This is a genomic window from Streptomyces sp. NPDC050085, from assembly GCF_044460595.1.
Lineage (GTDB): Bacteria > Actinomycetota > Actinomycetes > Streptomycetales > Streptomycetaceae > Streptomyces.
The window spans coordinates 1-11842 of record NZ_JBITJZ010000024.1 but is presented as its reverse complement, the minus strand read 5'-3'; the positions used below and the strand labels follow the sequence as shown (position 1 = coordinate 11842).

Genomic DNA, 11842 nt, shown 5'->3' with positions numbered 1-11842 from the left:
GCCGGGCGGTGCTGTCAGGCGCTGTCAGGTGCTATTCGGTGCGCAGTGCCGTCGCCGTACGGGCCTTGGCCGCCCAGCCTGCCGGGAGCATCGCGCCGAGTACGGCGATGACGAGTCCGGCGCACCCGAGGAGCACCAGCTCGGGAGCGTCGTACACGTCGAGGACCGACGGCGGGAGGTTGGTGCCCGCCGCGTGTCCCATCACCGGCAGGACGAACGCGTGCAGGGCGTACCCGGCGGGCAGTCCGATCAGCCCGCCGAGTACGCCGATCCCGGTCACCGAGGCGAGTACGAGGGCCACGGTCTGCCGCGGTGTCATGCCGAGCGCCTTGCAGACGCCGAGGTCGTGGACGCGCTCGCGGGTGTCGAGGACGACGGAGTTGAGGACGCCGAGGCCGGCCACGGACACCAGCATGAGGGTGAGCAGCACCGCCATCGCGTCCAGGACAATGATCATGTTCTCCGTTTGCGACGGGGAGTTGGCGATGACGTCGCCGCCCAGCGGCCGCACCACCGCGGCCAGCTTCTGCGCGTACGCGGCCGCGGAGACGCCCGGCTCCACGTCGATCTGGAAGACCTCGGGCTTCGCCCCCGGGAAGCTCGCGAGGTCCGCGTGGAGCGACAGGCCGTCGTTGTCGGTGTCGAAGGCCTCGCCGACGATCCGCAGGGTCTCGGTGTCCTTGCCGAGGGTCACCCGGACCGAGTCGCCGATCCTGGTTCCGGTGCGGTCCAGGAAATGGGTGGGTACGACGACCTGGCCCGCGCCGGTGAGCCAGTCCCCGGAGATCATCTCGTAACGGCCCGATCGTGAGTTGCCCTGGTAGAGGGTGGCCCTGACGGCGCCGGAGAGCCCGGTCACGGTGGCGTCGGTCTGGGTCAGGCCGTAGTACGAGGCGGTGCCCGACTGCGCCTTGATGGCGGCGCCGATCTTCGCCGGGTCGGCGGACGCGGGACCGGGGCCGCCCCCGTCGGAGCGTTCGACGCCGTGGACGCCGGTGATGGCGGTGACCGCGGCGCTGTCCTCGGGGTCCTGCGCGGCGCCGACCGCGTTCAGGGAGGACGTCAGGCCGAGCGCGAAGGTCGCCGCGACCGTGCCGAAGGCCACCGCGAGCAGCATCGCCGCCGCGCGGACCGGATGGGCGAAGGGGCTGGCGAGGCCGTAGGTCACGGCGCGGGGCAGCGGCAGCCGCCCGGCCGCGCGGTGCGCCCACTGCCCGCGCCCCGTGCGGGGTGCCCGGCCCACCGCGATGGCCTCGACCGTCCGCAGCCGCCCGGCCCGCAGCGCGGGGACCAGTGCGGCGACGGCGACGATCAGCAGCGCGAGGGCCGGCACGACGACGTCCACCCACCAGGCCACGGTCAGCGAGGCGGCGCCGTACACCTGCTCGGTGTCCGCGAGCAGCGGGATCGCCAGCAGGTTGCCGAGGAGGACGCCGAGCCCGATGCCGACGCCGGCCGGGATCAACGCCTGGGCCAGATAGGCCCGTACGACCTCGCGCGGGGTGAAGCCGATGGCCTTGAGGATGCCGATCCTGCGCAGGCTGGTGCCGACCGTGCCGCTGATCACGCTGCTGACGATGATCACCGACATGACGATGCCGAGCACGCCGAAGGCGATCAGGAACGGGATGATCGGCGCCGCGCCCCGGTCGGCGGCGAGCTTGGTGTCCAGATAGGACTGGGTGCCCATCAGGGACCCGGACGGCACGGCGGCGGCGAGCGTCCTGCGGTCGGCGGCGAGCTGCCCCTTCGTGCCCGCGGAGCCGAAGCGGTAGAGCATCTGGCTGGTGACCGGACTGTCCTTCGTGGCAAGGGAGTCGACCTGTGCGGGCGTCGCCCAGGCGTCGGCGGTGCGGCCGGCCGACACCGCGAAGCCGACGACGGTCAGGGTCGCACTGCCGTCGGCCTCCGAGGCCCTCAGGGTGGAGCCGAGCCGGATGCCGGGTCCGGTGAACGACGCGGAGAGCACGACCTCGCCCGGCTTCCTCGCCCACCGGCCGGACTTCAGGTCCAGGTCGTCCACGTCGGCGCCCGGACCCGCCCGCCCGACCAGGGTCAGCGCCGGGAGGTGTCCGCCCCGCTCCTCCACCGGGCGGATGCTCATGGCGGGGTACGGCCCCGCGCTCGCGGTGACGCCGTCGAGCCGCCCGGTCTCCTTCAGCTGGGCCGGGGTCACCTTGGCCGGGTCGAACTGCGCGGTGAGGTGCGGCCCGTGCTGCTTGGCGAAGGCGTGGTCGAAGGGCGCGTTCGAGGCGACGATGAGGGACCCGGCGACCACGGCCGCGGCGACGGCCATCATGGTGGCCACGGCGATGACGAGCGTCTGCACCCGGCGCCTGGCCACTCCGGAGCGCACGACGCGGGTGAGTGCGCCCGTACCGAACAGGCTCATCGCACGGCCTCCGCAGGGGTGTCGAGGGCGAGGTGCCCGTCGACCAGCTGAATGGTGCGGCTCGCGCACGACCTGGCCAGGGCCATGTCGTGCGTGACCAGGACGATGGTCTGGCCGCCGCGGTGCAGGTCCACGAGCAGTTCCCGTACGTCGTGGCCCGAGGCGGTGTCGAGGGCGCCGGTCGGTTCGTCGGCGAGGAGCAGCGCGGGCCGGTTGACCAACGCCCTTGCCACGGCGACCCGTTGGCGCTCGCCGCCGGACAGGCGGCCCGGGTAGGCGCGGGCGTGCCGGGCGATGCCGAGGACTTCCATGAGCTCCCCGGCGCGGGCCGCCGCCGTGCGCCGCGCGGTCCCGGTCAGCTGCGCGGGCAGCTGGATGTTGTCGGCGACGGTGAGGTCGTCGAGCAGATTGAAGAACTGGAAGACCATGCCGATGCGTTCGCGCCGGAACCGGGCCAGGGCGTGCTCGCTCAGCTGGTCGATGCGCTGCCCGTCGACCGTCACGGCGCCCTCGGTCGGCTTGTCGAGACCGGCGACGAGGTTGAGCAGCGTGGACTTGCCGCTGCCGGAGGGCCCGGTCACGGCGAGCGCCTCGCCCTGCCGGACGGTGAGCGTGAGCGGGCCGAGTGCGGGCGCGCCGGTGGTCCCGTAGCGCTTGGCCACGGCTTCCAGTTGGATCACGTGAGTCATGGCGGTGTCCGTTCTTAGCGGAGTCGAGCGGAGGTCGAGCGGGCGGGAGCCGGGCGGTCGAAGAGGCATGGCCGCGTGCCGACTTCGGCGAAGGTAGGGGCGGCCGCCCCCCGGCCGCGTCGGCCACGGCACCGACTTCGGGCCCTCCCCGCGGACGATCCGGCCGCGGGGTCATCCCTGCGACGTACTCCTCACGGGCAACTGCCTCGTCCCTCTTGTCGCGCAGGCCGATGCGGGCCCGGGCGGGCGGACCGCACAATGAGCCGGTGGACACGGACGACCGGCCCGGATGGCAGCAGCAACTCCGCGAGGCGATACGCCCGGAGCCGCGGCCCGCGCCCCTGTCGCGCCGCGCGGTGCTCCTCGACGTGCTGCTGGCGGTCGTCCTGACCGTCGTCGCGCTGGTCGTGGCGGCGCGCTATCCCGACAGCGGACCGTTCCAGACCGCGAGCGACGTCCAGGCCCCGCGCGGGGTGGCGCCCCCGCGGCCGCCGGCGGTCATCACGGTGGAGGAGTCCGAGTCCGCGGCGCGCTTGTGGCCGCTGATCGTGCTGTCGGCGCTGCCGCTTGCGGTGCGGCGCAGGTTCCCGCTGGCCGCGTTCACGGTCGTGATGTGCGCGACGCTGGCCATGGTCGACGACGCGACCTGGATGAACGTGGCGACCTGCGTCATCGGCGCCTACAGCGCCGTCACCCACAGCCGTCACCGCACCTGGGCGATGGTGGCGATGCTCGTCGCCGCCGTCCTCGCGGGGTTCGCGTTCCGGGAGACGGAACCCGTCCTGCCGGGCTGGTCGAGCCCGGCGGTCGTGCTGCTCGTCGTCGGTGTCCTGGCCGGGCTCGTCCGGATCTGGCGGCGCCAACTCGCGGCCAGCCGGGCCCGGTTCGCGAGACTCCAGCAGGAACAGGACGCGGCCACCCGCCGCGCCGTCGACGAGGAGAGGTCCCGCATCGCCGCCGAACTCCACGACATCGTCACCCACAATGTGAGCGTGATGGTGATCCAGGCGGGCGCGGCCCGCAAGGTGATGGACGCGGCGCCCGAGCGGTCCAAGGGGGCGCTGCTCGCGGTCGAGGCCTCGGGCCGTGCCGCCATGGCCGACCTGCGCCACGTGATGGGCCTGCTCGCCGCCCCCGACCACGAGCGCCCCGACGGCCTCGAACCCCAGCCGGGACTCGGCCTGTTGCCCACCCTGGTCGAGCGGGTGCGGGCCGCGGGGACCCCGGTGCGCCTCGCGGTGTCCCTGCCGCCGGATCCGCTGCCGCCCGGCGTCGACCTCACGGCGTACCGCGTCGTCCAGGAAGCACTGACCAACACGATCAAGCACGCGCCCGGCGCCGACGCCGCCGTCCTGATCGGCTACACCGAGGACTGCCTGGAGATCGAGGTGACCGACACCGGCGGCGCGCGCGAGGCCGGGCCGGCGGACGGCAGCGGCCGCGGTCTCATCGGCCTGCGCGAGCGCCTCGCGGTGTACCAGGGCGAACTGACCGCGGGACCGACCCTCACCGGCGGCTACCGCGTCACGGCCAGGGCCCCCTGGCGGACCGCATGAGCAGACCGCCCCTGCGCGCCGTCATCGCCGACGACCAGGCGCTCGTACGCACCGGATTCGGGATGATCCTCGCCGCCGACGGGATCGAGGTGACGGCCGAGGCGGCCGACGGGGCCGAGGCGGTCGCCGCGGTCCGCAGGACCCGCCCCGACGTGGTGCTCATGGACATCCGCATGCCGCAGCTGGACGGCATCGAGGCGACGCGACAGATCCTGGCCGACCCGGCCGGTGCGGGCGGCGGCCCGGACGCCGGCACCCGGGTCATCATCCTGACCACCTACGACCTCGACCACTACGTCTACGCCGCGCTCACCGCGGGCGCCAGCGGCTTCCTGCTCAAGGACGTCACCCCCGAGCACCTGGTGGCGGCCGTCCGCCTGGTCCGCTCCGGCGACGCGCTGCTCGCGCCGGCGATCACCCGCCGCCTGATCGAGCGCTTCGCCCAGCACGCCGAGGCGGACACCGCCACGCTGCACCGCGACCTGTCGGGCCTGACCCCGCGCGAGATCGAGGTGCTCCGGCTGCTCGCGACGGGCCTGAGCAACACCGAACTCGCGGAGCGCCTGTTCCTCAGCCCGACCACGGTCAAGACGCACATCGGCCACATCCTGTCCAAACTGGACCTGCGCGACCGCGTCCAGGCCGTCGTCCTGGCGTACGAGACGGGCCTGATCTCACCGAGGGACAGGCCCTAGGAACGGGCCCGTGAAGCAGTCCCTCAGCACTCGATGATGTTCACCGCGAGCCCGCCCCGCGCCGTCTCCTTGTACTTCACGCTCATGTCCGCGCCGGTGTCCTTCATGGTCTTGATGACCTTGTCGAGGGACACCTTGTGCGAGCCGTCGCCGCGCATCGCCATCTTCGCCGCCGTGACGGCCTTGACCGCCGCCATGCCGTTGCGCTCGATGCAGGGGATCTGCACGAGGCCGCCGACCGGGTCGCAGGTCAGGCCGAGGTTGTGCTCCATGCCGATCTCCGCCGCGTTCTCCACCTGCTCGGGGGAACCGCCGAGGACCTCGGCGAGGGCGCCCGCCGCCATCGAGCAGGCCGAGCCGACCTCGCCCTGGCAGCCGACCTCGGCGCCGGAGATCGAGGCGTTCTCCTTGAAGAGCATGCCGATGGCGCCCGCGGAGAGGAGGAAGCGGACCACGCCCTCCTCCTTTTCCTGGGAGGAGCCGCCGGGCACGAAGTTCATGTAGTAGTGGAGCACCGCCGGGATGATGCCCGCCGCGCCGTTCGTCGGCGCGGTGACGACGCGGCCGCCCGCCGCGTTCTCCTCGTTCACGGCCATCGCGTAGAGCGTGATCCACTCCATGGCGTGGGCGAGCGGCTCGCCCTCGGCGCGCAGCTTGCGGGCCGAACTCGCCGCCCGGCGGCGGACCTTGAGGCCGCCCGGCAGGATGCCCTCGCGGGACATGCCGCGGGACACGCAGGCCTGCATCACGCGCCAGAGCTCCAGCAGGCCCGCGCGGATCTCGTCCTCGGTGCGCCAGGCCTTCTCGTTCTCCAGCATCAGCGCCGGGATGGACAGGCCGGTCTCGCGGGTGAGGCGCAGCAGCTCGTCGCCGGTGCGGAAGGGGTACTTCAGGACGGTGTCGTCCGGCACGATCGGGCTCTCGCCGGCCGCGCCCTCCTGAGAAATCACGGTCTCGTCGACGACGAAGCCGCCGCCCACCGAGTAGTACGTCTTCGACAGCAGCTCGGCGCCCTCGGCGTCGTACGCCCACAGGGTCATGCCGTTCGCGTGGTACGGCAGGGCCTTGCGGCGGTGCAGGACCAGGTCGTCGTCGAAGGAGAACGGGATCTCGTGCACGCCGAGCAGGCTGAGGCGTCCCGACTCCTTGATCGTCTCCACCCGCTCGTCGGCGTGCTCCACGTCGACGGTGCGCGGCGACTCGCCCTCCAGGCCGAGCAGCACCGCCTTCGGGGTGCCGTGGCCGTGGCCCGTCGCGCCGAGCGAGCCGTACAGCTCCGCGCGTATCGAGGCGGTGTGGGCCAGCAGGCCCTCGTTCTTCAGGCGCCGCGCGAACATCCGCGCCGCGCGCATGGGGCCGACCGTATGGGAGCTGGACGGGCCGATGCCGATCGAGAACAGGTCGAAGACCGAGATGGCCACGGTGGGACTCCAATGGTGGTGGTAGACGCCGTTGTCTGCCGGGACAAGCGGGTGGGACGTGAGAGGTGTGGCGTGACACGGGGCACCCCGCTCACTTCCCAGTGTGCGGGGTGCCCCGAAAGTTCGTACGTCTCAAAGCGTACGGAATTGCTACAGGCCGGGGTACAGCGGGTGCTTCTCCGCGAGAGCGGTCACCCGGGCCTTGAGCGCGGCGGCGTCGTAGGACGGCTTGAGCGCCTCGGCGATGACGTCCGAGACCTCGCGGAAGTCCTCGGCGTCGAAGCCGCGGGTGGCGAGCGCCGGCGTGCCGATCCGCAGGCCCGAGGTGGTCATCGGGGGGCGCGGGTCGTTCGGGACGGCGTTGCGGTTGACCGTGATGCCGACCTCGTGGAGGCGGTCCTCGGCCTGCTGCCCGTCGAGCTCGCTCTCGCGCAGGTCGACGAGGACCAGGTGCACGTCCGTGCCGCCGGAGAGCACGTTGACGCCGTGGGCGCGGGTGTCCTCGGAGGTCAGACGCTCGGCGAGGATGCGGGCACCCTCGATCGTGCGGGCCTGGCGCTCCTTGAAGCCCTCCGAGGCGGCGACCTTGAAGGAGACGGCCTTGGCCGCGATCACGTGCTCCAGGGGACCGCCCTGGAAGCCCGGGAAGACCGCCGAGTTCAGCTTCTTCGCGAAGTCCTTGTTGCGGGCGAGGATGATGCCGCCGCGCGGACCGCCGAGCGTCTTGTGCGTCGTGGAGGTGACCACGTCGGCGTGCGGCACCGGGTTCGGGTGCAGGCCCGCGGCCACGAGGCCCGCGAAGTGCGCCATGTCGACCCACAGGTACGCCTCGACCTCGTCGGCGATGCGACGGAACTCGGCGAAGTCCAGGTGGCGCGGGTACGCCGACCAGCCGGCGATGATCACCTTCGGCCGGTGCTCCTTGGCGAGCCGCTCGACCTCGGCCATGTCGACCAGGCCGGCGTCGTCCACGTGGTACGGAACCACGTTGAACTGCTTGCCGGAGAAGTTCAGGCGCATGCCGTGCGTGAGGTGGCCGCCGTGCGCCAGGTCGAGGCCGAGGATCGTGTCGCCGGGCTGGGCGATCGCGAACAGGGCGGCCTGGTTCGCGGAGGCGCCGGAGTGCGGCTGCACGTTCGCGTACTCGGCGCCGAAGAGCGCCTTCACGCGGTCGATCGCGATCTGCTCGGTGACGTCGACGTGCTCGCAGCCGCCGTAGTAGCGGCGGCCCGGGTAGCCCTCGGCATACTTGTTGGTGAGGACGGAGCCCTGGGCCTCCATGACGGCGACCGGCGCGAAGTTCTCCGACGCGATCATTTCCAGGGTCGACTGCTGGCGCTTGAGCTCGGCGTCGACCGCGGCCGCGACCTCGGGGTCGAGCTCGTGCAGGGACTCGTTCAGTACGGTCTGTTCGGTCATGAGGGTCAGCTCCCGGAGAACTCGGTGTACTCGTCGGCGGTCAGCAGGTCCTTCGGCTCCTCGGCGATGCGGACCTTGAACAGCCAACCGCCCTCGAACGGGGCCGAGTTGACCAGGGACGGGTCGTCGACGACGTCCTGGTTGGCCTCGGTGACCTCGCCGGTGACGGGGGAGTACAGGTCGGAGACCGACTTGGTGGACTCCAGCTCGCCGCAGGTCTCGCCCGCGGTGATGGTGTCGCCGACCTCGGGAAGCTGGACGAACACGATGTCACCGAGCGCGTTGGCCGCGTGCTCCGTGATGCCGACCGTGGCGACGCCGTCCTCGACGGCCGACAGCCACTCGTGCTCCTTGCTGTAACGCAGCTGCTGGGGGTTGCTCATGATGCGAATTCTCCTGTACGCGGGACGGTGCTGGTGACGGGGCGGGTGACGGTGCCGGGTGACGACGGGGCGGACCCGATGCTGACGACTGCTACGACTGTTACTTCTGTCGCTTGTAGAACGGCAGGGCGACGACTTCGTACGGCTCGTGCGTGCCGCGGATGTCCACGCCGACGCCGGTGGTGCCCGCCTCGGCGTGCGCGGCGTCGACGTACGCCATGGCGATCGGCTTGCCCAGGGTCGGGGACGGGGCGCCGGAGGTGACCTCGCCGATCACCTGGCCGTCGCGCACGACCTGCATCCCGGCGCGCGGGACGCGGCGGCCTTCGGCGATCAGGCCGACGAGCTTGCGGGGCGGGTTCGACTCGGCGCGCCCGGCAGCGGCGACGAGGGCGTCGTGGCCCACGAAGTCGTCCCCGTGCGAGGTCTTGTCGAACTTGACGACCCGGCCGAGCCCGGCGTCGAAGGGGGTGAGCGCGGTGGTCAGCTCGTGCCCGTACAGCGGCATGCCCGCCTCCAGGCGCAGCGTGTCACGGCAGGACAGACCGCAGGGGACGAGGCCGTACGCGGCGCCCGCCTCGGTCAGCGCCTGCCACAGCTTCTCCGCGTCGGCGGGGGCGACGAACAGCTCGAAGCCGTCCTCGCCGGTGTAGCCGGTGCGGGCGATGAGCGCCTCGACGCCCGCGACGGTGCCCGGCAGGCCCGCGTAGTACTTGAGCCCGTCCAGGTCGGCGTCCGTGACGGACTTCACGATGGCGGGGGAGTTCGGGCCCTGCACGGCGATCAGTGCGTACGCCTCGCGGTCGTCGCGCACCTCGGCGTCGAACTCCTCGGCGCGGTTGCTCAGCTCGTTCAGGACGTTCTGGGCGTTGGAGGCGTTGGCGACGACCATGTACTCCGTCTCGCCGAGCCGGTAGACGATCAGGTCGTCCAGGATGCCGCCGTCCTCGGCGACGATCATCGTGTAGCGGGCGCGGCCGACGCCGACCGAGCCGATGTTGCCGACCAGCGAGAAGTTCAGGAAGTCGACGGCCTCGGGGCCGCTGACGGTGATTTCACCCATGTGGGACAGGTCGAAGAGCCCGGCCTTCGTACGTACGGCGTTGTGCTCGTCGCGCTCGCTGGCGTAGCGCAGCGGCATGTCCCAGCCGGCGAAGTCGGTCATCGTCGCGCCGAGCGAACGGTGCAGGGCGTCGAGTGCTGTCGTACGAGTCATGGCTGGCGCTCCCGGGCATGGCAGATGGCGAGGTAGTCCTCCCCATCTGTCATCGGAACCTGAGAGGTTCGCCCCGAGGGGCTTGCACCTTGGGTGGGGCCGCCGTACGTCACAGGGCGGCCCGCTTTTCAGATCTGCCTCGCCCGCGCGGTACGGGGCCTGAGAGATTCAAGGGAGGAACTTGCTCCTTCGGCGTCCGGGTACCCGTCGTGCTGGTGGGGTCCGGAACTCTCCCGCGCGGATTCAAGCGGCCGGTATGCAGTTTGCGCGCACATCATTGCATGCCCGCCGAACGGGAAAACCCCTCGCAGGGCATTACCTTCTCTTTACACTTGGCGGGCAAGAGTGGCGTGACCGGAGCGGGGAGGACGATCACGGTGCAAAAGGCAGTGGCGACGGCGTACCCAGGGGTGCTCGGCAGCGTGCGGATCCCGCGGCAGCGCTCGGTGCGGGACCTGCGCGGTCGCGGCGGACGCACGCCGCGCAGGATCGGGTTCGCGGCGGGTGACCTCGTGGTGCTCTCGGGGCTGCCCGGCAGCGGCAAGTCCACGCTGATGCGGCGGGCCGTCGCCGTGGGCCCCGCCGTGCGGATCGACTCCCAGGACACCCGGGAGCGCTGGGCGGCGAGAGTGCCGCGCTTCCTGCCGTACGCGCTCTACCGCCCGCTGGTCCGCGTCTCCCACTACCTGGGTCTGCGCCGGGCGATGCGCTCCGGCGTCAGCGTCGTCGTGCACGACTGCGGCACCCAGGCCTGGGTGCGGCGCTGGGTCGCGCGCACCGCCAGGCGGCGCGGCGTCTCGGTCCATCTGCTGCTGCTCGACGTCCCGCCGGACACGGCCGTCGAGGGACAGCGCGAGCGCGGCCGGGGAGTGTCGCGGTACGCGTTCGCGCGGCACCGCAGGGCGGTCGGCGCGCTCGTCACGTCGACGGAGCGCGGTGACCTTCCGGCGGGGATCGAGTCGGCGGTGCTGCTCGACCGGGCGGCCACGGACGCGCTGGGCGGGATCACGTTCCGGGAGGTCTGAGCCCGGGCAGCCGACTGCCCCCGGCGCCGACGGGCTCCGGGGGCAGACTGCGGGCGCGATCGCTCAGAACAGGCCGGGGATCTTCGGGAGCCCCGGCAGCTGCGGGGTCGCCGGGGCCTGCGGGAACCCGGGCAGCTGGGGGAAGCCCGGCGCCTGCGGGAAGCCCGGCAGCTGGGGGAGCTGGGGCAGTTGCGGAAGCTGCGGCATGGCCGGCATCTGCGGCAGGGCGGGCACCTGGGGCGTCGCCGGGGTCTGCGGGGTGGGCGTCAGCTTGGGCAGCTTGTCCAGGCCGAGCACCTTCGCCAGGTCCGCGACGATGTTCTGCAGGCTGACGCCGAGCAGCACCTTCACCGCGGTGTTGCTCACCTGGAGCAGCGCCCCCGTCGCCAGCTTCCAGTCACCCTTGGACGTGGCGTCGAGCAGGGAATCCACGGACGTCTTCAACTCGACCTTGGCCTGGGCGAGTTGGTCCGCGGGCTTGGGCGGCTCGGGGGCGGCGGCCACCTCCGGGTCGAGCTGCGCGTCGGCAAGGATCTTGTCGAGGGCGTCCTGTACGGCGGTGTCCTCGCCGCCCGGGTTCGCGGTGTACCGGTTCACGGCCTCGTACAGGGCGTCGATGTCCTCGTACACGAGCGCGGTGACGGCGGCGGCGCGCTCGTCCTGGTCGGCGGTGGTGGTGGCGGCCGCGGCGGGCCCGACGGCGCCGAACAGGAGCGAGCCGCACAGTGCGGAACCGACGACGAGCGAGGCGGTCTTGGAGAGCTTCATGGGGGTCCTTGGGTCCTTGGGGGTGGGGTGGTCGAGCGGGTTCGGTGTTCGGGGGTTGGGGGAGTAGGCGGGGACTACGGGGTCTTGGGCGTGGCCGGGGTCTTCGGAGCCGCGGCCGGGGCCTGCGGGATTCCGGGGATCTGGGGCATTCCCGGGATTTGCGGGACGGCCGGTGCTTGGGGAGTGGCCGGGGTCTTCGGAGCCGCGGCCGGGGCCTGCGGGATCCCGGGGATCTGGGGCATTCCCGGGATTTGCGGGACGGCCGGTGCTTGGGGAGT

At 72.2% G+C, this 11842-nt stretch carries 10 protein-coding genes and 1 riboswitch; of the genes, 3 read left to right on the top strand and 7 right to left on the bottom strand.

Translation table 11 applies throughout. From position 1 onward, the window contains the following. Positions 1-31 precede the first annotated feature (31 nt). Positions 32-2392 (bottom strand): FtsX-like permease family protein, encoded by a 2361-nt coding sequence (locus ACIBUY_RS40940; RefSeq protein ID WP_365570435.1) that lies wholly within the window; start codon positions 2390-2392, stop codon positions 32-34. Continuing rightward, positions 2389-3081 (bottom strand): ABC transporter ATP-binding protein, encoded by a 693-nt coding sequence (locus tag ACIBUY_RS40935; protein ID WP_365570432.1) that lies wholly within the window; start codon positions 3079-3081, stop codon positions 2389-2391. The genes ACIBUY_RS40940 and ACIBUY_RS40935 overlap by 4 nt, the downstream gene beginning before the upstream one ends. A 266-nt stretch (positions 3082-3347) precedes the next feature. Here ACIBUY_RS40935 and ACIBUY_RS40930 point away from each other — a divergent pair, with 266 nt between their 5' ends. Continuing rightward, positions 3348-4637 (top strand): histidine kinase, encoded by a 1290-nt coding sequence (locus ACIBUY_RS40930; RefSeq protein ID WP_365570429.1) that lies wholly within the window; start codon positions 3348-3350, stop codon positions 4635-4637. After that, complete coding sequence (locus ACIBUY_RS40925; RefSeq protein ID WP_365570426.1) at positions 4634-5332, top strand: response regulator transcription factor; 699 nt, start codon at positions 4634-4636, stop codon at positions 5330-5332. Before ACIBUY_RS40930 ends, ACIBUY_RS40925 begins: the two co-directional genes overlap by 4 nt. Positions 5333-5355: 23 nt before the next feature. Here ACIBUY_RS40925 and ACIBUY_RS40920 read toward each other — a convergent pair whose 3' ends face one another. The 4 genes from ACIBUY_RS40920 to gcvT all read right to left on the bottom strand — a co-directional run bounded on the left by ACIBUY_RS40920 (position 5356) and on the right by gcvT (position 9771). Then, positions 5356-6753, bottom strand: a complete 1398-nt coding sequence (locus ACIBUY_RS40920; protein WP_365570423.1) for an L-serine ammonia-lyase — start codon at positions 6751-6753, stop codon at positions 5356-5358. Positions 6754-6903: 150 nt separating this feature from the next. Next, complete coding sequence (gene glyA, locus ACIBUY_RS40915) at positions 6904-8172, bottom strand: serine hydroxymethyltransferase (RefSeq protein WP_365570420.1); 1269 nt, start codon at positions 8170-8172, stop codon at positions 6904-6906. Between the two features lie 5 nt (positions 8173-8177). Further along, entirely contained in the window at positions 8178-8555 is a 378-nt protein-coding gene (gene gcvH, locus ACIBUY_RS40910; RefSeq protein ID WP_365570417.1) for a glycine cleavage system protein GcvH, read from the bottom strand. A 100-nt stretch (positions 8556-8655) separates the two neighbouring features. After that, complete coding sequence (gene gcvT / locus ACIBUY_RS40905) at positions 8656-9771, bottom strand: glycine cleavage system aminomethyltransferase GcvT (protein ID WP_399155394.1); 1116 nt, start codon at positions 9769-9771, stop codon at positions 8656-8658. 138 nt (positions 9772-9909) lie between these two features. Further along, a riboswitch (glycine riboswitch) is annotated at positions 9910-10017 on the bottom strand. Between the two features lie 131 nt (positions 10018-10148). On the opposite strand from gcvT, the gene ACIBUY_RS40900 reads away from it, so the two are divergent. After that, complete coding sequence (locus ACIBUY_RS40900; protein WP_365570411.1) at positions 10149-10796, top strand: ATP-binding protein; 648 nt, start codon at positions 10149-10151, stop codon at positions 10794-10796. 63 nt (positions 10797-10859) lie between these two features. Here ACIBUY_RS40900 and ACIBUY_RS40895 read toward each other — a convergent pair whose 3' ends face one another. After that, the gene (locus ACIBUY_RS40895; RefSeq protein ID WP_399155393.1) at positions 10860-11564 is read right to left on the bottom strand and encodes a hypothetical protein; all 705 of its coding nucleotides are present in this window, start codon (positions 11562-11564) and stop codon (positions 10860-10862) included. Between the last annotated feature and the right edge of the window lie 278 nt (positions 11565-11842).

Coding starts and splice junctions, on each gene's coding strand:
- ACIBUY_RS40935 (WP_365570432.1), bottom strand. CDS start 3,081: ATGACTCACGTGATCCAACTGGAAGCCGTGGCCAAGCGCTACGGGACC.
- glyA (WP_365570420.1), bottom strand. CDS start 8,172: ATGACCGAACAGACCGTACTGAACGAGTCCCTGCACGAGCTCGACCCC.
- gcvT (WP_399155394.1), bottom strand. CDS start 9,771: ATGACTCGTACGACAGCACTCGACGCCCTGCACCGTTCGCTCGGCGCG.
- ACIBUY_RS40925 (WP_365570426.1), top strand. CDS start 4,634: ATGAGCAGACCGCCCCTGCGCGCCGTCATCGCCGACGACCAGGCGCTC.
- gcvH (WP_365570417.1), bottom strand. CDS start 8,555: ATGAGCAACCCCCAGCAGCTGCGTTACAGCAAGGAGCACGAGTGGCTG.
- ACIBUY_RS40940 (WP_365570435.1), bottom strand. CDS start 2,392: ATGAGCCTGTTCGGTACGGGCGCACTCACCCGCGTCGTGCGCTCCGGA.
- ACIBUY_RS40895 (WP_399155393.1), bottom strand. CDS start 11,564: ATGAAGCTCTCCAAGACCGCCTCGCTCGTCGTCGGTTCCGCACTGTGC.